The 22,244-nt window shown below is 62.2% G+C and carries 20 protein-coding genes; 12 read left to right on the top strand and 8 right to left on the bottom strand.

Translation table 11 applies throughout. From position 1 onward, the window contains the following. Positions 1-911, bottom strand: a 911-nt coding sequence (locus tag ACEW8Q_RS17365) for an ROK family protein (protein WP_373505310.1), incomplete at its 3' end; no start/stop codon positions are given. Between the two features lie 293 nt (positions 912-1,204). Between ACEW8Q_RS17365 and ACEW8Q_RS17360 the strand changes: the two genes are divergently transcribed. Next, complete coding sequence (locus ACEW8Q_RS17360; protein ID WP_373505309.1) at positions 1,205-2,257, top strand: Gfo/Idh/MocA family protein; 1,053 nt, start codon at positions 1,205-1,207, stop codon at positions 2,255-2,257. A 90-nt stretch (positions 2,258-2,347) separates the two neighbouring features. On the opposite strand, the gene ACEW8Q_RS17355 is transcribed toward ACEW8Q_RS17360, so the two are convergent. Further along, complete coding sequence (locus ACEW8Q_RS17355) at positions 2,348-3,568, bottom strand: Coenzyme F420 hydrogenase/dehydrogenase, beta subunit C-terminal domain (protein ID WP_373505313.1); 1,221 nt, start codon at positions 3,566-3,568, stop codon at positions 2,348-2,350. Between the two features lie 252 nt (positions 3,569-3,820). Between ACEW8Q_RS17355 and galE the strand changes: the two genes are divergently transcribed. The 4 genes from galE to ACEW8Q_RS17335 all read left to right on the top strand — a co-directional run bounded on the left by galE (position 3,821) and on the right by ACEW8Q_RS17335 (position 8,616). Beyond that, positions 3,821-4,813: a UDP-glucose 4-epimerase GalE gene (gene galE, locus ACEW8Q_RS17350; RefSeq protein WP_373505308.1), complete on the top strand. Its 993-nt coding sequence runs from the start codon at positions 3,821-3,823 to the stop codon at positions 4,811-4,813. Between the two features lie 239 nt (positions 4,814-5,052). Next, a complete protein-coding gene (locus ACEW8Q_RS17345) occupies positions 5,053-5,985 on the top strand; it encodes a substrate-binding domain-containing protein (protein WP_373505312.1) in 933 nt (310 codons plus the stop codon). Between the two features lie 57 nt (positions 5,986-6,042). Then, complete coding sequence (locus ACEW8Q_RS17340) at positions 6,043-7,587, top strand: sugar ABC transporter ATP-binding protein (RefSeq protein WP_373505307.1); 1,545 nt, start codon at positions 6,043-6,045, stop codon at positions 7,585-7,587. Positions 7,588-7,599: 12 nt separating this feature from the next. Then, complete coding sequence (locus ACEW8Q_RS17335; RefSeq protein ID WP_373505306.1) at positions 7,600-8,616, top strand: ABC transporter permease; 1,017 nt, start codon at positions 7,600-7,602, stop codon at positions 8,614-8,616. Between the two features lie 3 nt (positions 8,617-8,619). On the opposite strand, the gene ACEW8Q_RS17330 is transcribed toward ACEW8Q_RS17335, so the two are convergent. The 6 genes from ACEW8Q_RS17330 to ACEW8Q_RS17305 are packed head-to-tail and all read right to left on the bottom strand — an operon-like array spanning position 8,620 to position 13,771. Next, the gene (locus ACEW8Q_RS17330) at positions 8,620-9,114 is read right to left on the bottom strand and encodes a hypothetical protein (protein ID WP_373505305.1); all 495 of its coding nucleotides are present in this window, start codon (positions 9,112-9,114) and stop codon (positions 8,620-8,622) included. Beyond that, positions 9,111-9,995, bottom strand: coding sequence for a protein phosphatase 2C domain-containing protein (locus tag ACEW8Q_RS17325; protein WP_373505304.1), 885 nt, complete (start codon positions 9,993-9,995; stop codon positions 9,111-9,113). Before ACEW8Q_RS17325 ends, ACEW8Q_RS17330 begins: the two co-directional genes overlap by 4 nt. Further along, entirely contained in the window at positions 9,992-11,119 is a 1,128-nt protein-coding gene (gene nagA / locus ACEW8Q_RS17320) for an N-acetylglucosamine-6-phosphate deacetylase (protein ID WP_373505303.1), read from the bottom strand. The genes ACEW8Q_RS17325 and nagA overlap by 4 nt, the downstream gene beginning before the upstream one ends. Then, the gene (locus tag ACEW8Q_RS17315) at positions 11,119-12,123 is read right to left on the bottom strand and encodes an SIS domain-containing protein (protein WP_373505302.1); all 1,005 of its coding nucleotides are present in this window, start codon (positions 12,121-12,123) and stop codon (positions 11,119-11,121) included. The genes nagA and ACEW8Q_RS17315 overlap by 1 nt, the downstream gene beginning before the upstream one ends. Continuing rightward, positions 12,120-12,890 carry a GntR family transcriptional regulator gene (locus ACEW8Q_RS17310; protein ID WP_373505301.1) on the bottom strand — a complete coding sequence of 257 codons (771 nt, stop codon included), beginning with the start codon at positions 12,888-12,890 and terminating at the stop codon, positions 12,120-12,122. Before ACEW8Q_RS17310 ends, ACEW8Q_RS17315 begins: the two co-directional genes overlap by 4 nt. Beyond that, a complete protein-coding gene (locus ACEW8Q_RS17305) occupies positions 12,887-13,771 on the bottom strand; it encodes a BadF/BadG/BcrA/BcrD ATPase family protein (RefSeq protein ID WP_373505300.1) in 885 nt (294 codons plus the stop codon). The genes ACEW8Q_RS17310 and ACEW8Q_RS17305 overlap by 4 nt, the downstream gene beginning before the upstream one ends. Positions 13,772-13,927: 156 nt before the next feature. Here ACEW8Q_RS17305 and ACEW8Q_RS17300 point away from each other — a divergent pair, with 156 nt between their 5' ends. From ACEW8Q_RS17300 to ACEW8Q_RS17270, 7 genes are all read left to right on the top strand, one after another. Continuing rightward, positions 13,928-14,824 carry an N-acetylmuramic acid 6-phosphate etherase gene (locus ACEW8Q_RS17300; protein WP_373505299.1) on the top strand — a complete coding sequence of 299 codons (897 nt, stop codon included), beginning with the start codon at positions 13,928-13,930 and terminating at the stop codon, positions 14,822-14,824. 41 nt (positions 14,825-14,865) lie between these two features. Further along, the gene (locus ACEW8Q_RS17295) at positions 14,866-16,122 is read left to right on the top strand and encodes an ABC transporter substrate-binding protein (protein ID WP_373505298.1); all 1,257 of its coding nucleotides are present in this window, start codon (positions 14,866-14,868) and stop codon (positions 16,120-16,122) included. Positions 16,123-16,186: 64 nt separating this feature from the next. Beyond that, positions 16,187-17,137 carry a carbohydrate ABC transporter permease gene (locus tag ACEW8Q_RS17290; RefSeq protein WP_373505297.1) on the top strand — a complete coding sequence of 317 codons (951 nt, stop codon included), beginning with the start codon at positions 16,187-16,189 and terminating at the stop codon, positions 17,135-17,137. Continuing rightward, positions 17,137-17,964 (top strand): carbohydrate ABC transporter permease, encoded by an 828-nt coding sequence (locus tag ACEW8Q_RS17285; protein ID WP_373505296.1) that lies wholly within the window; start codon positions 17,137-17,139, stop codon positions 17,962-17,964. Before ACEW8Q_RS17290 ends, ACEW8Q_RS17285 begins: the two co-directional genes overlap by 1 nt. A 7-nt stretch (positions 17,965-17,971) precedes the next feature. Further along, complete coding sequence (locus ACEW8Q_RS17280; protein WP_373505295.1) at positions 17,972-19,036, top strand: ABC transporter ATP-binding protein; 1,065 nt, start codon at positions 17,972-17,974, stop codon at positions 19,034-19,036. 102 nt (positions 19,037-19,138) lie between these two features. Continuing rightward, entirely contained in the window at positions 19,139-19,609 is a 471-nt protein-coding gene (locus ACEW8Q_RS17275; RefSeq protein ID WP_373505294.1) for a hypothetical protein, read from the top strand. 486 nt (positions 19,610-20,095) lie between these two features. Then, complete coding sequence (locus ACEW8Q_RS17270) at positions 20,096-22,171, top strand: PAS domain-containing protein (protein WP_373505293.1); 2,076 nt, start codon at positions 20,096-20,098, stop codon at positions 22,169-22,171. Positions 22,172-22,244: the final 73 nt, after the last annotated feature.

Genomic DNA, 22,244 nt, shown 5'->3' with positions numbered 1-22,244 from the left:
TGCGCGGTGGCATCGCCGTCGTCCCATCGCGCCGCGACGAGGCCGGGAAGGGCCGCGAATTCCTCCTCCGAAACGGCCTCGGTGCCGTGATAGGCACGGGCCAGGGCGCGGAGATTGACGAAAGTCTCGAGACAGCCAACCTGCCCGCAGTCGCAGGTGGTGCCCGATTGGGCGATCCGCATGTGGCCGAATTCGCCGGCCGTCCCCGTGCTGCCCGCCAGCAGCCTGCCGTTGACGATGACGGCACCTCCGCAGCCGGTGCCGATCTTCAGGAAAATGGCCGAGTCCGTGGCGCCCGCCGGTTCCATGTAGACGGCGGCGAAGGCCGCGGCATTGGCATTGTTCTCGACGAAGGCCGGAAGGTTGACCTGCGCCTTCAGCAGGTTCAGCAGGTTCACGTCCTTCCAGCCGAGAATGGGAAGGTTCACGACATGGCCATCGCTGGTGACGAGGCCGGGCACGGTCACGCCGAGGCTCCTGATCCGATTCCGAAAGCGGATGTCGTGCTCGAGCAGCGTCAGGTGATCGGCGATGGTCCTCACCGCCTCTTCAGGCGATATGGTCCTGGACACGCGGAACTCCGCTGCATTCACCGTGGCTGCGCAGAGGTCGATGAGCGCCATGCGGAGATGGCCGACGCCAATCTCGACACCGAGGAAATAGGCGCCGCCGGGGTTGATCGCCACGCCCACGCCCGGGCGCCCCGGTTCGCGCGGCTGGCCCTGGCGCGGCTCCTCGTTCACCTCGCGGACGAGGCCGCGTGCGGCGAGATTGGTGATGAGCCGCGTGATCGTCGCCGGGGTGAGCGACAAGCGCCGCGCGATATCGGCCCGCGTTGCCTGGCCACCCGTGCGCAGGAGCGAGAGAATCCGGAACTCGTTGACGTATCGCGCAAGCGTCTGGTCGGCCATGCTGCCTTTTCCGTTGGTCGGGCCGCAGTCTAGAGAAGGTTCATTGCTTTTGGAAAGAAATTGCCAGAGCGAACTTGCTCACTACACAAGGGTCGGCAACGCTTCCATATTGACGAGCGCATGTAGATCATCGGCACTGAGGGCATCATCCACAATCAGGAAACGTTGCCCCATCCCGGAGACGTCGATGCCAGCAGGCTGTACAGTCCGGGCACGGCCTACTGGACGATGTTCGATGGCGTGCACGGCGGCGCGCACCGGCAATGTGATCAGAATCGGATAGGAAACGGAATATGGGCGAGAAGAAACTGCGGGTTCTGGTGGTGGGCCTGGGAAACATGGGAATGAGCCATGCGCTCGCCTATACACGCATTCCCGGCTTTGAAGTGGTTGGCGTCTGCGAGCGCCGCATCGCCGAACGGAAACTGCCCGAGGCTCTTCAGGGGGCAAGCAAGTTCAACAATTTCGAGAAGGCGCTGGCCGGGCTGAAGCCCGATGTCGTCTCCATCAACACGCTCCCCGACACCCACGCGCAGTTCGCTATCGAGGCCATGGAAGCGGGAGCCCATGTGTTCGTCGAGAAGCCGCTGGCGGACAATGCGGAGAACGCCGTGAAAGTGGTCGAGACCGCGAAGCGCACCGGCAGGAAGCTGGTGATCGGCTATATCCTCAGGCATCACCCCTCGTGGATCAGGTTCATCGAGATCGCACAGCAATTGGGAACGCCCCTGGTGTTCCGCATGAACCTCAACCAGCAGTCCAACGGCCAGACCTGGGAATGGCACAAGCGCCTGCTCAATTCATTCCCGCCCATCGTCGATTGCGGCGTGCACTATGTCGACGTGATGTGCCAGATGACCAAGGGCAGGCCCATTAGGGTCCATGCCATCGGTGCGCGGCTTTCCGACGAGGTGAGCCAGCAGAACTACGGCATGTTGCAGGTGATATTCGACGATGGCTCGGTCGGCTGGTACGAGGCGGGCTGGGGCCCGATGATGAGCGAGACGGCCTTCTTCGTGAAGGACGTCATCGGCCCCAAGGGTTCGGTATCGATCGTCATGGCCGAGACGGCGGGTGATGTGAAATCCGACGACATCAACGCCCACACCAAGACCAGCCAGATCCTCTGGCACCATGCCGACATGAAGACGCCCGACACCCGCATCGACATGAGCGACGAGCCGAGCCACGACGATCTCTGCGAACGTGAGCAGCGCTACCTGCTGAAGGCGATCCGCGAGAACGTCGATCTCACCGATCACATGAACGACGGTGTGAAGAGCCTCAAGATCGTGCTCGCCGCCGACCGCTCGATCCACGAGGGACAGGTGGTCATGCTGGACTGAGAGCCAGCGGCGCGGCCCTTCTCGATGCGCTCGGCAAACGGGAAATGGAACCGGGCGATGTTGTCCTTCAACGCCCGCAGACTACCGAGATCAGCCGCCCGTCTGCACGTCCGCTTTTTCCGGGCCGGGTGGGTTCCCGGTTTCCGTGGGTTCCAGCCCATATGGTTTTACCAGCGCCCAGACATGCGCCGGCACCATGTTGCGCATCTTCCGTGGCATCTCGCGGCGGAGATGGACGATGGTCTCGACGGCCTTCATCTCGACGCGCGCGCGCGCGAATTCCAGCCCGCGTGGCCCGATCCGCGGCATCAGCCAGCCGACAATGGGGCGGAGCCATTCCGGCATCCGGCGCAGGGGCAGCCCGCCTGCCGCACGCTCCACATTGGCGAGAAAACCCTTCACAGCACCTTGCCGCTTTCCGGCACTCCCCGGGGCGGCAGTGCGGATTTCGGAGCCCAGCAGCTCGACCAGTTCTTCACCCCGCGCGTTGCGCACCAGCAGCCATTGCTCGCCCTGTCCGCCCATGTAGCCCACCGTGATATCCGCGAGCACGTTGGTGTAGTCGACGCAGGTGCGGCATGTGAGCGGGAAGAAATCGCGGGGCAGTTTCGAGATCGGCAATTGCAGGAAGGGAATTTCCTTTGTCCGCCCATCGGTGAAACGCAGTTCCACATGATAGTCGGCGCGGAATTCGAGATAGGTGATGGTATCAGGGTCTTCCGCCAAGAGAGCAAGAAACTGGTGGAAGCGCTCCGTCGTCGTGTTGTCGGAGCAGGGCGTTCCGATCACGTAGAGCCGTTCGAGGCCGAGTTCGTCCTCGATCGCTCGGAGCGCATAGACCTGGCAGGGAATGCCGATCACGGCGAGTCTCTTGTAACCCCTCCCTCGTGCAGGCTCCAGCAATCCCAGGAGGGGCGCATAGCCCATGCGCATGCCGCGGCAGAAGGCCATGCCCTCAGGCTTCGTGACGATCACCGGCACCGGGCGCCAGCGGTCTTCAGGGTCGGGCGCCATGGTCAGCACGGCGTCGACGGTACCGGTCTCCAGCAGCCTCTCAGCGATGCGGGTGGTGATCCCGGTCCATTGCGCGCCTTCGCGTGGTGCGGCGAGCGAGGCCCGCACCATTCGCTTGAATGGGCCGAAGTGGATTTCGTCGGCCCGGGCCGGATCGCGGCTTCGGCCATGCACCTTCGCTTCGAGAGCTGGATAGTCCGGCTTGATGAACTGGCAGGCCTGACCGCAGCGGCTGGGCTCGCTGGACCGCGACAACCCGCAATCGGTGCAAAGCGTGCGGAATGCTGCGGGCCCCATCTGCGGCGACCAGTTCGGATCGGACGCAGGCCCGCCGGCAGAAGTTTCAAGCATTCAATCCATCCGGCGAACCGAACCCACGACTCTTCACTGCGCTGACGCCTCTCGTACCGTTCCTGCAAAGGTCATCCCACAGAACGCTTCGCGTTCCAAGACGGCGCGTGGGGTGCCAGTCCTTTCACCCGCCTGCCTGTTTCTGTTTTTTAACCTCTCTCGCGGAGTTTGGCGGCCTCACAATGCGAGGACTAAGTCATGGGCAGGTTTCTGGTCACCGGCGGGGCGGGCTATATCGGCAGCCACACCTGCAAGATGCTGGCGAAATCGGGTCATGAGGTCGTCGTCTACGACAACCTGTCGCGCGGCCATCGTGACCTCGTGAAGTGGGGCCATCTGGTGCAAGGCGACATCCGCGATACGGTCACGCTGCGCGAGGCGATGCGCTGGTTCAGGCCGGATGCCGTCATTCATTTTGCCGCCTTCGCCTATGTGGGCGAGTCGGTGACGAACCCGCACATGTATTACGACAACAATGTCGGCGGCACGCTGTCGATCCTGAAGGCGATGACGGAAGCCAAGGCCGGCAACCTCATCGTTTCATCGACCTGCGCCACCTATGGCCAGCCCGATCGCATGCCGATCACCGAGGAGACGGCGCAGAACCCCATCAACCCCTATGGCCAGTCGAAGCTGATGATGGAGAAGATCTGCCGCGACTTCGATGCCGCCCACGGGTTGCGCTTCATGGCGTTCCGCTACTTCAATGCCTGCGGCTGCGATCCGGACGGCGAAACGGGCGAGCGGCATGACCCCGAGCCCCATCTCATTCCGCGCGCGCTGATGGCGGCGAACGGCGAGATCGACGCGCTCGACATTTTCGGTTCCGACTACCCGACGCCTGACGGCACCTGTGTCCGCGACTATATCCACGTCAACGATCTCGCCAGCGCCCATATTGCGGGCGCGCTCTATCTCATGGATGGCGGCAAGTCTGATGCGGTGAACCTCGGCACCGGCCGCGGCACCAGCGTGAAGGACATCCTCGACGCCGCCGCGCGCGTCACCGGAAAGGCCGTGCCGCACCGCATGTCGCCGCGCCGCGAGGGCGATCCGGCGGAACTCGTGGCGGCCGTCGGCAAGGCGCGCTCGGTATTGAACTGGCAGGCCGGCAACAGTGGCATAGACCAGGTTCTCGCTTCCGCCTGGAACTGGCATGTGAAGGACCGCAAGGCCAAGTCCCTGTCCTGAAAATCATCGCTGCCATTTGATGAGGCAACACGGCCTGCCATGATAAATGCGCACGGCCATGCTGCGTGCTATGATGCATTCTGAGGCAGTGTCCATTCTGGACAAGCTCTGGAAAGCAAACTACGTTGCCGCCCGGACAGGGCTGATCAATACAACAAGAGAGTCCGTCCGCAGGGCCGCCAGCATTGCTCGTGCGCACTGCAACAGAGATTTTCATGGGAGGACCACCAATGTACAAGATGACCAGAAGAACCGTTGTTGCCAGCGTCGTCGCGCTGTCGCTGATGTCGGGCAGCGCGCTTGCTGCCGACAAGATCCTTGCCTCGGTGCCGGGCCTCAGCTTCCCCTTCTTCGTTCACATGATGAACGCCTTCAAGGCGGAGATCGTGAAGCAGGGCTACGAGGCGATCGAGAGCGACGGACAGGTTTCCTCGCCCAAGCAGACCGCCGACGTCGAAGCCGCCATCACGCAGGGCGTGAAGGGCATCGTCATCAGCCCGAACGAAGTCGACGCCATGGCGCCGGCGCTGCAGCAGGCTGTCGAGGCCGGTATTCCGGTCGTCACGGTCGACCGCCGCGTTCCCTCGGTTGAAGGCATCCTCGCCCATGTCGGCGCGGACAATGTGAAGGGCGGCGAAGCCCAGGGCAACCTCATCATGTCGATGTTCCCCGATGGCGCCACCATCATCAACCTGCAGGGCCAGTCGGGCGCCTCGCCCGCCATCGACCGCAACAAGGGCCTGCACAACGTGCTGGACGGCAACGACAAGTACAAGATCGTTTTCGAGCAGACCGCAGGCTTCGCCCGCGACAAGGGCCTGTCGGTGACGGAAGCAGCTCTCTCAGGCCTCGCTGAAGCACCGAAGGTGATCGTCGCCGCCAACGACGACATGGCGCTGGGCGCCATGGAAGCCGTCAAGGCCCGTGGTCTCTCCGGCATCGCCATCATCGGCTTCGACGCCCTGCCAGAAGCCCTGGCCCAGGTGCGCGATGGCGGCCTCACCGCCACGATCGAGCAGTTCCCCGGCCAGCAGAGCGCCCTTGGCGTGCAGACGCTCGTCGCCTTCCTGAAGGACGGCACGAAGCCCGCCGAAAAGGTACTCCTGCTGACGCCGGTCGCTGTCACCAAGGATAACCTGAACATCGCCGAACGCCTCGGCGAAGTGAAGTAAGCAGCAAGGCAATCGCCTTCCGGCCGGTGGCAGCACCGGCCGGAAGGCATTTCCACCATGGCCTCATCACCAGCGACACCGGCGCTTCTGTGCATGACGGGGATTTCAAAATCCTTTCCCGGCGTGCGCGCCCTCGATTCCGTTGACTTCGAAGTGGGCGAGGCTGAGATCCATGCCTTTCTCGGTGAGAACGGTGCCGGAAAGTCCACGTTGTTGAAAATCCTTTCGGGTGCACAGTCGCCCGATACCGGAACCATTTCCTTCGGCGGCGCCACGATGAGTTTCGCGAGCCCGCAAGCCGCACAGGCCGCCGGAATCGTCACCATCTATCAGGAATTCACCCTCGCTCCGGACATGACGGTGGCGGAGAACGTCTTCATCGGCCGCGAGCCCGGCTCGCGCTTCTTCATCAGCCGCAAGCAGCTCGAAGACCAGACGCAGGTGCTCTGCAAGAGGATCGGCCTCGACCGCAGCCCGCGCGCATTGGTACGCGATCTTTCAGTGGCCGAGCAGCAGATGGTGGAAATCGCCCGTGCGCTGTCCATGAAGTCCCGCCTCATCGTGATGGACGAACCGACCAGCGCCCTGAGCCGCACCGAGGTCGAAAACCTGTTCACGATGATCCGCGGCCTGAAGCGCGAGGGCATCTCCACGATTTTCGTGACCCACAGGCTCGAAGAAGTCTTCGAAATCTGCGACAGTTACACCGTGCTGCGCGATGGCCGGCATGTGGGACGCGGCAAGGTGGCTGATACCTCGATGGAAGGAATCATCCGCCTGATGGTCGGCCGCGAGCTCAGCCTTCTGGCGCCACGCGAAACCTCCTTCGCCACCTCCGAGGTGGCACTCGCCGTCGAGAACATCTCGCGCATGCGCAAGGCGACGGATGCCAGCGCCATCGAGCTTCATGGCGTGTCCTTCCATGTGAACAAGGGCGAGATCCTCGGGATCGCAGGCCTTGTGGGCGCGGGCCGCACCGAAACGGCACGCGTCATATTTGGCGCCGACCAGTCGGATTCAGGAACCGTATCGATCGATGGCAAGGCCGTTTCGATCGCCTCGCCGCACGACGCAATCCAGAACGGCATCGGCCTGGTGCCGGAAGACCGCAAGCAGCAGGCATTGTTTCTGGCGCTCGCCATTCGCACCAATCTTTCGATTGCCGCGCATGACCGCATTTCCACCGCCGGGTTCTTCATCAGTGGCGCGAAAGAGGACGCGCTGGTCGAGGAATACCGCAAGCTCCTCAACATCCGCATGGCTTCGCCCGACCAGCTCGTCGGCAACCTTTCGGGCGGCAACCAGCAGAAGGTGGTTCTCGCGCGCTGGCTGGCGCTTCGCCCCAAGGTGCTGATCGTCGACGAGCCGACGCGCGGCATCGACGTCGGCGCCAAGGTCGAGGTTCACAACCTGCTCTTCCAGATGGCTGAGGCGGGAATTGCGATCATGTTGATCTCGTCCGAATTGCCGGAAGTGCTGGCGCTCGCGGACCGCATCGTGACGATGCGCGAGGGCCGCGTGACCGGTGAAGTGATGCGGCGCGATGCGACGCAGGAAAAACTCATGACGCTGATGACCATCGGGTCGCAGCGCGCAGCCTGAACAGGGAAGCCGATGACAAACGCCGCCGCGCGACAGACGGACAACAGTTTCGATGCCTTCTCCTTCCTGGCGAAGTTCGCCCCGCTGATCTTCCTGCTGCTGCTGATGGCTGTCTTCGCCATCCTGGAGCCGCGCTTCCTGTCGTCCGTCAATCTCTTCAACGTGATGCGGCAGGTCTCGATCACCGGCCTCCTCGCCATCGGCATGACCTTCGTGATCCTCACGGCCGGCATCGATCTTTCGGTGGGCTCGCTCCTCGCCTTTGCGGGACTGGTGGCCGCGGCCGTTGCCAAGGGCGGCCTGCAGGATCGCTTCACCGTGGGTGACGACGCCATCGGCTTCGGCTGGCCGCTGGCGGCGCTCGCGGCCATCGTGGTGGGGCTGATCGGCGGGCTGTTGCAGGGTGTTGCCATCACAAGGCTCAAGGTGCCGGCCTTCGTGGTCACACTCGGCGGCATGTCGGTGTTCCGGGGTGCTGCCTTGCTGTTCGCGGCGGGCGGCCCCATCTCCGGCTTCCAGCCGGACTTTGCGTGGTGGGGGCAGGGCCGCATCTACTCGGTGCCGGTTCCGGTCATCATCTTTCTCGTGGCGGCCTTGATCGCTCATATCGTCCTCAGCTACACTCGCTATGGCCGCAGGGTCTATGCGGTGGGCGGCAATCCGGAAGCCGCGCGCCTCGCTGGCCTCAATGTCAGCGGCATCATCTGCAGCGTCTATATCATCATGGGCTTCTTCGCGGGACTCGGCGCCTTCGTGCTCTCGGCCCGGCTCAATTCAGCGGAGGCGGTCGCCGGCACCGGTTATGAGCTCACCGTGATCGCATCCGTCGTCATCGGCGGAACGAGCCTCTTCGGCGGTTCGGGTTCGATCTTCGGAACCGTGATCGGCACCATCCTGATCGGCGTGCTGCTCAACGGCCTCGTTCTGATGAACGTCAACTCCTACATCCAGCAGATCATCATCGGCGTCATCATCGTGCTGGCGGTTGCCTTCGACACCTTCGCCAAGTCGCGCCGCCGCAAGGCGTGAGGATCACTTCAGGCAGGCTTCCGCCCAGGCCCGAACGTCGGCGGTCACGGGAAGCGCCTCGCTGCGCCCCTTGACGGAGAGTGTGAATTTCTTCGCCTTGGCAAGGCTCTTGAACACGGCATCGGGGTCGGGTCCATAGGCGGATGCATCCCAGCTTCCGTTCATCTCGGTGTAGCCGAAATTTGTGATTGGCAATTTGTATGTCTGCCCGGAAGCAGCGAGCATCAACTCGCTCTGTTCCTGCGCAATGGACTTCGCGGCTTCCTCGGCGGGAATATCCATCAGTTCCACCTCGAGGCGGGGTGACCCGCCACAGGTGATGCTGGCGAGCAGGCACTCGTCACCGCATGCCCCGGCGAAATGAACGCTGCGCGTCACCATGCCGTCCTTGCTGTCCTCGCTGGACATCGTGGTGATCGCCTCTTCGGCCGCGAGCGGTGCGAGAGCCAAAGGGGATGCCAGCAGCACACCGGCCAGCTTGATTGCCCGAAAGTTCATTGGTCTTGCTCCTCGGTTTGAAGCGCCAGCATCACCGCTGTCGCATCGTCGGCAGGCTTGAATCGAAGGAAGCGCTGGCAGTCGTGGTCGGTTGCCTCGATGGCGCGAAGCTTTTCAAGCACCTTGCCCACGCTGGCGGCACTGGCGTCGAGAAGGCTTGCGTCATCGCACATCTCATAGTGGTCGACGGCGCGGTAGTAGCCATCGGTGCACAGCAGGATTTCCGCAGGATGTCCGAGGTCGATATACTCCGGCATGGCGAGTGACGCCTCGCTGCATTCGAGGATGCTGTAGCCATCGGGCTGGTTGCGCTTGGCGCGTCCCGCCTGCAACTGCGGGCGGAATTCGGCGAGCAGGGCTTTGATGTCGAGGACGCCCGCATCGCGGCGCTTGCGAGCCTCGCGTGACAGCCAGTTGTCGAAGGCATTGTTGGGCGATGCCACGAAGATGCGATGGCTGCGGTCACTGTCTCGTGCCAGCAGGCAGGAATCGCCGAGCCGCAAGGCCTTCCATCCATCGCCATAGCGCTTCGCGAGAATGAGACACGCGGCGGGCGGATCATAGTTCGGAGGCAAATCCAACCCGGCGCTGGCAGCCTTCCAATCGGTAACGACTGCTTCCACCAGCCGCGACAGCAGATCGGGCAGCGCAATGTCCTGGCCTGCGAGTTCCAGCAGATGTTTGTGCGCGCGGGTGACAAGCCATTGTGCATCGGTCGCCGCGGGCAGATAGTTCCGCGCATTGATGCCCGTGACACCATCGAAGATCCATGCCGAGGATATCTCTGTCGCTCCCACAACGCCAAAACCGTCCTCGTTGACGGCACCGCTGCCCTGCGTGACTGAACCGAGCAACCTCATGGCCTCGCCACTCTTCTTCATTGGCCATCGATCCATGTTGCCAGCACGCGAAGGTCCTCGCTCAAAAGCACGAGGCTTGCAAGGTAACCGGGGGCCACGCGGCCCAGTTCGTGATTTCGCCGCAGGAATCCCGCCGGGTTGAGTGATGCCGTGCGCAAGGCATGGGCGAGGTCGAGTTTCAATGTGTGCACGCAATAGCGGACCGCCGCATCCATCGTCAGGTTGGACCCCGCGAGCGTTCCATCCGATAGCGAGAGCCGTCCGTCCTCAAGCACCACCTCGCGGCTCTGCAGGTCGAAACGCTCAGGCCCGCCGGCTGCCGTCGGCATGGCATCGGTGATGAGCATCATGCGCGAAGGATCCTTTGCTGCGAAAGCAACTTTCAGCGCAGCGTCGTGCACATGATGGCCATCCGCGATGATGCCGACGTAACTCGTGGAATCCGCCATCGCCGCACCCGCCATGCCGGGCTCGCGGCCGTTCATCTGGCTCATCGCGTTGAAGAGATGGGTGAAGGCCCGTGCCCCGGCATCGAGTGCCGCCTCCGCCTCCGCATAGGTCGCGTCGGAGTGACCGAGGCTGACGAGTACGCCCTTGTCCGCCAGCGCCTTGACGAGTTCAGGCGCCACGCGGTTGGGAGCCAGCGTCAGCATCACGGCACCGCAGTCGAGGGCTGCAATCTGCTTCACGTCGTCCGCTGTCATTTCACGAATGAAGCGCTGGGCATGGGCACCCTTGCGGGCGACATCGAGAAACGGTCCCTCGATGTGGATGCCGAGCACGCCGGGCGTTCCTTGCGTCAGCGCCGCACGCACGGCTTCGGCGGACTTCGTCAATACGCTCGGCGCGTCGGTGATCACCGTCGGAAGCAGTCCAACGGTACCGAACTTGCGATGCGATGATGCGATGGTGCGAACCGTCTCCACCGACGGATTGTCATTGAGCAAGGCCCCGCCGCCGCCGTTGACCTGCACGTCGATAAAGCCCGGTGCAAGAATCCCACCTTTGAGATCCCGCACTTCAACGGCCGCAATGTCCTTTCGGGGTATGACTGCCGCGATCCGCGATCCGTCGATCACCACGGCATGGTTGTCCAGAAACGTCTCGCCCGTGAAGATGCGGGCGCCTGTCAGCGCGAACGTCATCACATCGTCTCCGTGACTTTCTTGAGAAGACGTGGCCGGTCAGGGTCGCGGCCCAATTCCACCGCCACCTTCTCGATTGCCAGATATGTGGTCAGGATCATCGAAATGGGATCGAGCAGTGCATGGCCCGAGCCTGCGAAGGGCAGACCGCCCGCGCCCACCACCTGAACTTCCGCACCCGCATGGCGCATCTTCGCCACCGCCTCGAGTGTGATCTCGCGGGCGGCGTCATCAGGCGAATAGGCCAGCACGGGAAACCCCGTCTCCATCAGTTCCCACGGACCATGCATCACTTCCGCAATGGAATAGGCTTCGGCGTGAATGGCACAGGTTTCCTTCAGTTTCAGTGCGGCTTCCTGCGCGATGGGGAAGGATGGCCCGCGCCCCAGCACATAGAGCGAACCGGCATCTTTCGCGAAGGCCGTAAAACCGGGCCATGTGATTTTTGCCGCTTCCGCCAGGGTCTCCGGCAGCCGCGATACGGCTCCGAGCAATGCCGCGTCGTTCAGCCAATACGCCACGATGGCGACACCTGCCACGCAGGAGACGATGAAAGACTTGGTCGCCGCCACGCTTTTCTCCTCGCCGGCATGAAGAGCGAGGCAAATGTCGGCATTGCGGGCCGCAGGCGAGTCCGCGACATTGACCATGGCGACCGTGAGCGCGCCAGCAGTCCTGGCCGCATCCTGCAAGGCCACGATGTCCGGACTTTTGCCCGATTGCGATATGGTGATGGCCAGCGCGCCGCGCGCCTTCAGCGAACCGCCATAGACAGATACCACTGAGGCCCCCACGGAAGCGCAAGGAACGCCCAGCAGGATTTCCGTCAGGTACTTGAAGAAGCCCGCCGCATTGTCGGAGCTGCCGCGTGCCGAGGTGAGGATGACGGGCGGCTCAGTGTTGCGCAGCCGCGCGCCCAGTTCGGCAAGTGCTGCTGCATTGCGGTCGAGAAACCGCGCGGCGGCCTCAGGCGCCTCGCGGGCTTCGTCTGCCATGTGACTCATGTGCTTACCTCCGGCGCCAGCGTCAGCTCCGCCACGAAATCATAGGAATCGCCGCGATAGTGCGAGCGCGTGTATTCGACTGTGCGTCCGTCTCCCAGAAACGAAATGCGTTCGATGAACAGGGCGGGGCTCCCCTCCTTGAGGTCGAGCAGCTTCGCTTCTTTCGATGACAGGGCCGTGGCATGGAGCCTTTGGAGCGCACGCACCGGCCTCACGCCGCGATCGCCTAATGCATCATAGAGCGATCCCGAGACTGACGCTGGATCTGGCAGGTAGCGGTGCGGAATGACAGCAAGCTCGATCGCCAGCGGAACGCCAGCCGCGCGGCGCAAGCGGTGAAAGCGCGAGACATGCTCATTAGGCGAGATCGAAAGCTTCATCGCCTCTTCAGGAGTCGGAAGGCCGCTCGACCTGTCGAGCCAGTCGGCGTCGGTCTTGAGGCCCCTGAGCTGCATGTCCTCGCTGAAGCTGGTGAGGCGCGACAAGGGTTGCTCGATGCGCTTGACCTGCCCGTTGACATAAGTGCCCGAGCCCCGCCGCTGCACCAGCACGCCTTCCGTCACCAGGTCGGAAAAGGCCTTGCGCACGGTCACGCGTGATACCTTCAGCATGTCCGCCACGTCGCGCTCGCTGGGGATCGAATCGCCCTGTTTCAATTCTCCCGCCGTCACGGCGTCCTGTACCATTCGCTTGATGCGCGAATAGAGCGGTGCTGGATCATCCGACGGGAAGCGTTCCGGTTGAAAGATGCGCGAGGCGAGACTCATGCCCAACGCTCCGGCAGCCCCATTGCACGCCTCGCCATCATGATGGCGCCATCCATGGCATCGTAGCGCGGTTCCGCCAATGCGCGTTTCACGTCGGCATCGAGATAGGGCGGGTAGACTTTCGACAGGCCCCCAAGGAGGCAGACCGATCTGGCGCCGCGCGCAAGCAGGGCACGGCCCAGATTCGATATGGCCGCTGCGCCCTCGATCACGATCATCATGCCCTGCACGTCGCCCTGAGACGCGCATTCGAACACGATGGGCGCGAACTCTGCATAGTCCTTCGGCGCTGCTTGTTCAGACCAGCGCGAGAGATCGAAGCGTGTGCGCCCCGTCCGGGCGAGAATGTTATCGATAAGGCGTGTGGGCTGCAGCAATCCATCTATGGCGAGCGCCGCGCGGCGGACCGCGTGATGGCCGACCCAAGCACCTGAGCCGTGATCGCCCAATTGGAAGCCCCAGCCGCCTACCATGTAGCGTTCGCCCCCGACGAGAGCAAAGCCAATGGAACCGGTTCCGGCGATGACGATGCCGCCGTCAGCGCCTGCGAAGGCGCCCATGCAGGCCGCATAGGCATCATTGTCGGCGGTGACGCTGGCAAAGGGGAGCCGGGCGGCTTCGATCTTCTCGGCTCCAACCGATGTCACGATGCCCGCCAGTCCCATGCCAGCATGAAGCGCCCGCATGTCGAGTCCCGCCTGCCTGGCGGCTTCCGCGGCTGTTGCCACGATGGTGGCAATCGCGCCGTCGAAGTCCTGATAGATGTTGGACGCGCCGCCCACAGCCTCGCCGAGAACCTGGCCTCCGCTGCTCCGGATTCGCGCGCGGCACTTGCTGCCGCCCCCGTCTACGCCGAGGAAATGGACTTGTTTGCCGTTCATATACTCACAATACCAAAACAATACCAAATAGGAAGGGCTTTCTTCAGCTTTTTGCAACCACCAGGAAAAACTATGTATCTGTAGGACAATCAGCCCGAACATTGCCCCTCAAGAATTTTCTCTGGACAAGTGGTAGTAGGTTGGTATTGATTTGGCATGGGATCTGAACATGTCCAAACCGAAGCTGCGGGTGCCTTTGAAGGACTGGACACCTGGGATGATGCACGCATCCTCGATGCGCTCATCACCGGACAGGAGCGTGCGATTGCAGCTGTCCGGGCTGTCTTGCCCCGCATTGCCGAGGCTGCTGCCGTTGTGGCGGAACGCATCGCCAATGGCGGCTGTCTCATTTATGCAGGCGCGGGCACCTCGATCCGGATTGCGGTGCAGGATGGTTCCGAATTGCCCGCAACCTTCGGCATGCCGGAAGACAAGATCGCTTATCTCATCGCCGGTGGCCGCAACGCCATGTTCGACACGCTCGCGGAAGCCGAGGATGATGCGGTGGATGGGGCTGCTCAGGCTGAAATCTTCCAGCCGGGCGACGTGATGGTGGCGGTTGCCGCCTCGGGTTCCACCCCCTTCACGATTGCAGCGGCAAGGCGCGCGCGGGAGAAGGGAGCCTTCGTGATTGCTGTCGTCAACAATCCGGGCTCGGCGCTCGCCGCCATTTCTGACATCGAAATCCTGCTCGCGTCGGGCGCCGAAGTGATCGCGGGCTCGACCCGCATGGGCGCTGGCACCGCGCAGAAGGCAGCGCTCAATCTCCTCTCGACCCTCACCCACATCAGGCTCGGCGCCGTTCACGATGGGCTGATGGTCAATGTGCAGACGGGCAATGCCAAGCTGAAGCGGCGCGCCGCCGCGATTGTGGCGAAGATCGCGAATGTCGACGAGGCGCGGGCCATGGACGCCCTCAATGCCGCAGGCGGCCATGTGAAGCCCGCCGTTCTCATTTGCGCGGGCGCGGAAAACCATGATGCAGCGCAGCGATTGCTGAGGGACGCGAAGGGAAATTTGCGTCTGGCCTTGGCGCGCCTTGCTGCGCCATAGTGCCACCAATCAGAAAAACCAACGGGAGGAGTGAAGACCCCATGCTGAAGACCGGACTGAAGACCTTGTTGCTCGCCGCCGTGGCGACGGTTGCTCTCACGGGAGCAGCCTCCGCAGGCAAGATCACCATCGAGAGCTGGCGCAACGACGATGCCACCATCTGGAAGGAAAAGATCATTCCCGCCTTCCAGGCCAAACATCCGGACATCACCGTCGAGTTCAATCCGACGGCGCCGAAGGAGTACAACGCCGCGCTGAACGCCCGTCTCGAAGGCGGCACCGCCGGCGACATCATCACCTGCCGCCCCTTCGACGCCTCGCTCGAACTGTTCAACAAGGGCCACCTCGCCCCGCTGAACGATCTCGCCTCCATGGCGAATTTCTCTGACGTCGCGAAGAGCGCCTGGACGACGGATGATGGCAAGACCACCTTCTGCGTGCCGATGGCCTCGGTGATTCATGGCTTCATCTACAACAAGGACATCTTCACCGAACTGGGCCTCACCGAACCCAAGACCGAGGAAGAATTTTTTGCGGTGCTGGAGAAGATCAAGTCCAACGGCACGTACGTTCCGTTGGTGATTGGCACCAATGACCAGTGGGAAGCCGCCACCATGGGCTTCCAGAACATTGGACCCAATTACTGGAAGGGCGAGGAAGGCCGCAAGGCGCTGATCGACGGCTCCGGCAAGCTCACCGACAAGGCGTATGTCGACACGCTGGCAACGCTCGCCAAGTGGGCGCCCTATCTCGGCGACGGCTACAAGGCGCAGACCTATCCCGACAGCCAGAACCTCTTTGGCCTGGGCAAGGGTGCCATCTATGCGGCGGGCTCGTGGGACATCTCGACGTTCCGCGGCCAGAACGTCAACATGGGCGCCTTCAAGCCGCCTGTGCCAGCAGGCTCCACCGACTGCTATATCTCGGACCATACCGACATCGGCATCGGCATGAATGCCAAGTCGGCCAATGCGGCGGATGCGAAGGTGTTCCTCGACTGGATCGGATCCGAGGAATTCGCCAACATACTTGGCAACGAGCTTCCGGGCTTCTTCCCGCTCTCGAACGCCAAGGTGAGCCTCAAGGACGATGTGGCGCAGGCCTTCGTGAACTGGCGCGGCGAGTGCAAGTCGACGATCCGCAACTCCTACCAGATCCTGTCGCGTGGCACGCCAAATCTCGAAAACGAGATGTGGAACGTCTCCGCGCAGGTCATCAATGGCACCCTCACGCCGGACGCCGCCGCGGCCCAGCTCGAGGATGGCCTCAAGAAGTGGTATGCGCCGCACCAGAAGTAACTTGCTTCTAGAATGACGCCTCTCCCGTGCATCACGCGGGAGAGGCACCTTCCACGGCGGCAGCATGTCAACACAGCAGCAAAGCGGACTTGTCGGCATGTCGCGGGGGACTTACCTGCGGCTGCTGGCCGTTTTCCTTGCTCCCGCCCTCATCATCTACTCTACCTTCTCGATCTATCCGCTGATCTCCACCATCATCAATTCGCTTTACCTGCGGCTGCCGGACGGCAGTTTTCTGTTCAACGGGCTCGGCAACTTCGCGACGCTGCTTTTCGACGAGACATGGTCCGGCCCGTTCTGGAACGCGCTCCGTAACAACTTTTATTTCTTCGTCATTCACATGGTGGTGCAGAACCCGATCGGCCTCGTGCTTGCCGCTCTCCTCAGCCTGCCTCGCCTGAAGCTCCGCGCCACCTATCGCACCCTGATCTTCATGCCGACGATGCTTTCGGTCGTCGTCATCGGCTTCAGCTGGCAGCTGATCCTCTCTCCGCTCTGGGGCATCGCAAAGATGTTCCTGCAGTTCATTGGCTTGGGGTTCCTCTTCGGGCCCTGGCTCGGTGAGGAATCGACAGCGCTGCTGACCATATCGCTGATCAGCGTCTGGCAGTTCGTTGGCATTCCGATGATCCTGATCTACACAGCGCTGCTTGCCATCCCCGAAGAACTGATCGACGCCGCGACCGTCGATGGCCTCAACCAGTTCCAGGCTTTCGTGTGGGTGAAGCTGCCGTTGATCTGGCCCACCATCGGGCTTGTCTCGGTCCTGACCTTCGTCAACAACTTCAACGCGTTTGATTTGATCTACGCCATGAAGGGCGCGCTTGCCGGGCCCAATTTCTCGGCCGACATCATGGGCACGCTGTTCTATCGCACCTTTTTCGGCAACCAGCTCCAGCTGGGCGATCCGTCGATGGGCTCCACCATCGCTACCATGATGTTCGTCGTCATCCTCATCGGTGTGATGCTCTATCTCTTCCTCATCCAGCGCCGCATGCAGAGGTACAGCTTCTGATGCGCAAGCCGGCTTCCGCCATCGCGGTCCATACGATCCTTGGTCTCTATACGCTGCTTGCACTGTTCCCGATCGTGCTGGTGATCATGAACTCCTTCAAGGCCAAGCGTGCGATCTTCAACACACCGCTGCAGCCCCCGATGCCATGGAATTTCGACCCCATCGGCTACACGAAGGTTTTCGGTGACGGGGCTGTTGGCCTCTATTACATGAACTCGATCATCGTGACGGTCGGGACCATTGTGCTCACGCTGCTATTCGGCGCCATGGCCGCATGGGCACTTACCGAATACAAGTTCCGCTGGAACACGGTGCTGGCACTCTATCTCTCGATCGGCATCATGGTGCCGATCAGGCTGGGCTCCGTGTCGATCATCCAGATCGTGGCGGACCTCAATCTCATCAACACCTTGACCGCTCTCGTCCTCGTCTACACGGCGCAGAACCTGCCGCTTGCCATCTTCATCCTGTCGGAATTCATCGCACAGATTCCGAAGGACTTGCGCGAGGCAGGGCGCTGCGACGGGCTGACCGAGTATCACATCTTCTTCTATATCGTCCTGCCGCTGCTGCGCCCGGCCATGGCGACCGTCGCCGTCTTCACTATGATCCCGGTGTGGAACGACCTGTGGTTCCCGCTGCTTCTCGCGCCCACCGGGGGCAAGCAGACGATCACGCTCGGTGTCCAGCAGTTCCTCGGGCAATACATCACCGACTGGAACGCGGTGCTGGCGGCACTCTCCACCGCCATCGTGCCCGTCCTCGTCCTCTATGTCATCTTTTCCCGCCAGCTGATCCGGGGCCTCACCTCGGGCGCGGTGAAGTGAGAACGCCATGGCCGAAGTCCGAATCCAGAAGCTGAAGAAGTCCTTTGGTCCCGTCGAGGTGCTGAAGGATATCGATCTCGTGGTCGAGGACGGATCATTCGTGGTCCTCGTTGGCCCATCAGGATGTGGCAAGTCCACGCTGCTGCGCTCGATCGCCGGGCTTGAGCCTGTTTCTTCCGGCACCATGACCATCGGCGGCCGGCAGGTGAACGACCTGCCGCCAGCCAAGCGCGAAATCGCGATGGTGTTCCAGTCCTACGCGCTCTACCCGCACATGAATGTTGCCGCCAACATGGGCTTCGGCCTGCGGTTCGCCGGGACGCCCAGGGCGGAGATCGACGCCCGGGTCAACGAGGCCGCGCGCATCCTGCAGCTTGAGCCCCTGTTGAAGCGCAAGCCGCGCGAATTGTCGGGCGGCCAGCGCCAAAGGGTCGCCATCGGCCGGGCCATCGTTCGGAAGCCGCAAGTATTCCTGTTCGATGAGCCTCTTTCGAATCTTGACGCAGCCCTTCGCATCAACACCCGCGTCGAGATCGCCAAGCTCCACAAGCTGCTGAAGGCCACCATCGTTTATGTCACCCACGATCAGGTCGAAGCTATGACGCTTGCCGACAAGATCGTGGTGATGAACAGCGGCCGCATCGAGCAGCAGGGCAAGCCGCTAGACCTGTACTACAAGCCTGCCAATCTCTTCGTTGCGGGCTTCATAGGCTCGCCGGCCATGAACTTTCTCTCCGGAACAGTTGGTGATGGCTGCCTCGATCTGGGTGCAGCCGGAAAGCTGGCTTTGCCATCCCGTTCATCGGTGAGAAGCGGAGACAGGCTCACGCTGGGCGTGCGTCCCGAGCATTTACGTCTTGGTGGGAGTGGAGGCCTGGTGCTCAATGCGACGGTTGATCTCATCGAGCGCCTGGGGGAGACGGGTTTCGCGCATCTGAGACTTGCGACTGGCCACGTGGTGATCGCCGAAGTACGGGGCGAACCGAGCTTCCGAACCGGAGACAACGCAATCATTTCGCTCGACCCCGAACAGGTTCATTTGTTTGGCGCAGACGGCAACCGCCTTGCCTGACGGCGCTCGACGCAATTTCGGAACCTTCACTCACGGACGGCGTTCACATCGAACGAACGGAAAGGTTCGGTTCGGACGGCGTCAACGCTCAGAGGTGTTTCGATGTGCGACTATAGCCTGGAGAACAAGATCAGCCGAGCCGCAGAGGTCGGCGACAAGCTCGTCACTTGCAGCTTTCCGATGACGCCGACACGCGGATTTTGTGCCGAGAAGGAGCCAGGCATTGCCGTGTGCCTCTTGCCCGGCACCGAACTCGCCTTTGAAGGCCCCATCAGGCACAGTGGACTCTGGGGCCTCATCGTTGATCGTGTTCGTGCCAGGCTCGGCTACACGCTTGATGATGGCACGGTGGCGCGCTTCCGGCAGGTGGATCTCAACAATCCTCACACGCATCATGACTCGATCGAACTCGCCGACGGCCGAATCATCAAGCTGACGATGCTGCAGGTGGGCCAGCGCGCCCGCGTCCTGCAGCTGCCGGCCACCGGTGAACATGCCGGGCGTCCCGCGATGGCAAAGATGCTGCGCAAGGCCGTTGAACGCCATGAAGATGAACTGATGGCAGTTCGTTGATGAAAGCCCCGCTGTGACCGCAAGGTTACGGCCGTGCCATCCGGGTTGACGAGGAGGAGGCCCGGCAGGGGGCGACGGGCCATAACGTCCGGTATGTCCTGCTGTTCGGTCTCGGCGGCGTCATCATCGCATTCGTGATGATTCTGGCTTTGTTCTACCCCTCTGGCTCCTGGGCCGCGGATGGAACTTCCTGTTGATCCGGGCGTTGATTGTTTGATGATCGCCATTCGGGACGCATTGTTCCAATGACGTTTGGCGGTGGAGCAATTTGCCGTCGAGGAGCGCGGTGAGGAGGGTTTCCTTGGTGTCGCCGGGGCTGTCGGCAATCCGGCAAAGGACCTTCATCCGGAAAATGAATCTCCGTCAGGGCATAGCCCAGCGGCGAAGCAGGAGCAGTGCCAATGGTGCCACCCAGCGTTGAAGATGAGTGAGTCGCGCGAGTCGTCGCCAGCAGGCACGCACTATAATAGTGACAGTGGAGGATTCATGCGGCCTCCACGAGAATTTGTATGGGAGACGCAAGCCGTCAGCATAGCGCGCACTGTTCTTTACACGGTCTACGCCACCAGCGGCACGGTTCAGAGATCGGGAAACAGCGAGAAGGATCTTGGCATAGCCTCCAACGGGACGGTGGCCGCGTGGCCGAGGATGATCGCGGCGGAGGACCGCTCGCAATATGAAGACGCGCTACGCCGGTTGTCTCGTGCTTCTCCAGCGTTCGAAGTCGAATACAGGGTTCGCCATGCGCTGACGTCACGCGAGTTCTGGGTGCTCGATCGCGGACAGGCGGAGTTCGATGCGGACGGGAAGCTTGTCAGCATCACAGGCGCCATCATCGATGTATCGGCTCGCCATAGCGTCGAACGTGAACTGCGCAAGGCGGTGCGGCTGCGCACTGTCGTATTCGAGGCTGGCCGCATGGCCGCATGGCATTTCGATGCGGCAACGGGCCGCTTCACCTGTTCTGATGAACTTCTGGAATTGCTTGAGATCGACCGGGCTGGGTTTGACGATACGTCGCATGCCGTCGAGGCGGCAATTCATCCCGGTGACCGCGACGCCTGGCGGAGGTCACATGAGAGCACCGTCGCGCCCGGTGGCCGGATGGAAATCGAATTCCGGGTCATGCCCCGGCACGGCGGCATGCGCTGGCTTCTGTCACGCGGCGAGATCGTGCGAAACATCGATGGTGTTCCCCTCGAATCCTACGGTGTGATGATCGACATCACCGACCGGAAGGCCTCGGAAGAAGCCGGAGCCCGGCTGGCGGCCATTGTGGCGTCGTCTGAAGACGCGATCATCAGCAAGACGTTGTATGGCATGGTGACCAGCTGGAACAGGAGTGCGGAGCGGCTGTTCGGCCACACCGCCGGTGAAATGACCGGAGAGTCCATCCGGAAACTCATTCCCGATGAAATTGAACATGAGGAGATCAACATTCTCAGCACCATCCGGACGGGTCAGTCTATTCCGCCCTACGAGACGGTGCGCCGCCACAAGTCGGGCCGCATGATTCATGTTTCGATTTCTGTCTCGCCGATCCTGAACGCGCGGGGCGACGTGGTGGGGGCCTCGACAATTGCGCGCGACGTGACGGAGCGGCGGCTCCAGAACGAAAGGCTGCGCGAGAACGAGGCGCGGCTGCGGCTGGCTCTCAAGAGCGCCCGTGCTGGAGCATGGGATTATGACCTTGTTCGTGGCGAACTCCATTGGTCGCCGGAAATGTTCGCGCTCTATGGGCTCGATCCTGCGAAGGGACAGCCGACTCGTGAGGAAATGGCCGCCTGCATCGCACCGGCCCACAGAAGCCGCGCTCAGGCCGAGTTTTCAAAGGCCACGCTGCAAGGTGGCTCCTTCACGCTCGAGTTTCCCATCATCAGGCCTGACGGCTCGGAGATCTGGACGGCACTGGCGGGCGACGTCATCAAGGATGTGAATGGCCGGCCCGTCAGCGCCCGTGGCATTGACCAGGACATCACCGAGCGCAAGGGTTGGGAAGAGCGGCAGGCCATCCTGCTGCGGGAACTTTCACACCGGGTCAAGAACACGCTCGCGGTCATCCAGTCGGTGTCCCGGCAGACCTTGCGCCTGAGCGCCAGTCCAGCAGATTTCGTGAGGGCCTTCGAAGGCCGCATTCACAGCCTTGCGACCTCGCACAGCTTGCTGACGGAAGCCGACTGGGGTGGCGCAAGGGTCGATGCGATCATCCGCAACCAGACTGCTGGAATGGACAATGATTTTGGATCGCGCTTCAGGATGCGCGGGCCTGACGTGACTCTGACCGCCGAATCGGCCACGCAATTCGGTCTCGTCCTCCATGAGCTTGCAACCAATGCCCTGAAGTATGGTGCGCTGTCAGTCCCCGACGGTCATGTCGAGATTGAGTGGACCGCCACGAAGACCAGGCTCAGCCTGTGCTGGCGGGAATGCAACGGGCCTGTGATCGACGCGCCGCCAGAATATGAAGGGTTCGGTACGCTTCTCATCACCACCAGTGCGCTCAAGGTGGAACGCCAGTTCAAGCCCGCGGGACTTGTCTGCAAGCTGCAGTTGGCCCTCTGACCCGCGTGTTGCCTGCGGTCTCGCATCTGCGCGCAATGGTCTCGCGTTCAGCCCTTGACCGCCTTGGGCTGGC

This window comes from Aestuariivirga sp., from assembly GCF_041738905.1.
Taxonomy (GTDB): Bacteria; Pseudomonadota; Alphaproteobacteria; order Rhizobiales; family Aestuariivirgaceae; genus Aestuariivirga.
The sequence above is the reverse complement of the archived record's forward strand: the minus strand, read 5'-3'. Positions and strand labels throughout refer to the sequence as shown.

Excerpts from the sequence above, each read along its gene's own strand:
- ACEW8Q_RS17360 (WP_373505309.1), top strand. The coding sequence starts at position 1,205 with ATGGGCGAGAAGAAACTGCGGGTTCTGGTGGTGGGCCTGGGAAACATG.
- ACEW8Q_RS17355 (WP_373505313.1), bottom strand. The coding sequence starts at position 3,568 with ATGGGGCCCGCAGCATTCCGCACGCTTTGCACCGATTGCGGGTTGTCG.
- galE (WP_373505308.1), top strand. The coding sequence starts at position 3,821 with ATGGGCAGGTTTCTGGTCACCGGCGGGGCGGGCTATATCGGCAGCCAC.
- ACEW8Q_RS17345 (WP_373505312.1), top strand. The coding sequence starts at position 5,053 with ATGACCAGAAGAACCGTTGTTGCCAGCGTCGTCGCGCTGTCGCTGATG.
- ACEW8Q_RS17340 (WP_373505307.1), top strand. The coding sequence starts at position 6,043 with ATGGCCTCATCACCAGCGACACCGGCGCTTCTGTGCATGACGGGGATT.
- ACEW8Q_RS17335 (WP_373505306.1), top strand. The coding sequence starts at position 7,600 with ATGACAAACGCCGCCGCGCGACAGACGGACAACAGTTTCGATGCCTTC.
- ACEW8Q_RS17330 (WP_373505305.1), bottom strand. The coding sequence starts at position 9,114 with ATGAACTTTCGGGCAATCAAGCTGGCCGGTGTGCTGCTGGCATCCCCT.
- ACEW8Q_RS17325 (WP_373505304.1), bottom strand. The coding sequence starts at position 9,995 with ATGAAGAAGAGTGGCGAGGCCATGAGGTTGCTCGGTTCAGTCACGCAG.
- nagA (WP_373505303.1), bottom strand. The coding sequence starts at position 11,119 with ATGACGTTCGCGCTGACAGGCGCCCGCATCTTCACGGGCGAGACGTTT.
- ACEW8Q_RS17315 (WP_373505302.1), bottom strand. The coding sequence starts at position 12,123 with ATGAGTCACATGGCAGACGAAGCCCGCGAGGCGCCTGAGGCCGCCGCG.
- ACEW8Q_RS17310 (WP_373505301.1), bottom strand. The coding sequence starts at position 12,890 with ATGAGTCTCGCCTCGCGCATCTTTCAACCGGAACGCTTCCCGTCGGAT.
- ACEW8Q_RS17305 (WP_373505300.1), bottom strand. The coding sequence starts at position 13,771 with ATGAACGGCAAACAAGTCCATTTCCTCGGCGTAGACGGGGGCGGCAGC.
- ACEW8Q_RS17300 (WP_373505299.1), top strand. The coding sequence starts at position 13,928 with ATGGGATCTGAACATGTCCAAACCGAAGCTGCGGGTGCCTTTGAAGGA.
- ACEW8Q_RS17295 (WP_373505298.1), top strand. The coding sequence starts at position 14,866 with ATGCTGAAGACCGGACTGAAGACCTTGTTGCTCGCCGCCGTGGCGACG.
- ACEW8Q_RS17290 (WP_373505297.1), top strand. The coding sequence starts at position 16,187 with ATGTCAACACAGCAGCAAAGCGGACTTGTCGGCATGTCGCGGGGGACT.
- ACEW8Q_RS17285 (WP_373505296.1), top strand. The coding sequence starts at position 17,137 with ATGCGCAAGCCGGCTTCCGCCATCGCGGTCCATACGATCCTTGGTCTC.
- ACEW8Q_RS17280 (WP_373505295.1), top strand. The coding sequence starts at position 17,972 with ATGGCCGAAGTCCGAATCCAGAAGCTGAAGAAGTCCTTTGGTCCCGTC.
- ACEW8Q_RS17275 (WP_373505294.1), top strand. The coding sequence starts at position 19,139 with ATGTGCGACTATAGCCTGGAGAACAAGATCAGCCGAGCCGCAGAGGTC.
- ACEW8Q_RS17270 (WP_373505293.1), top strand. The coding sequence starts at position 20,096 with ATGCGGCCTCCACGAGAATTTGTATGGGAGACGCAAGCCGTCAGCATA.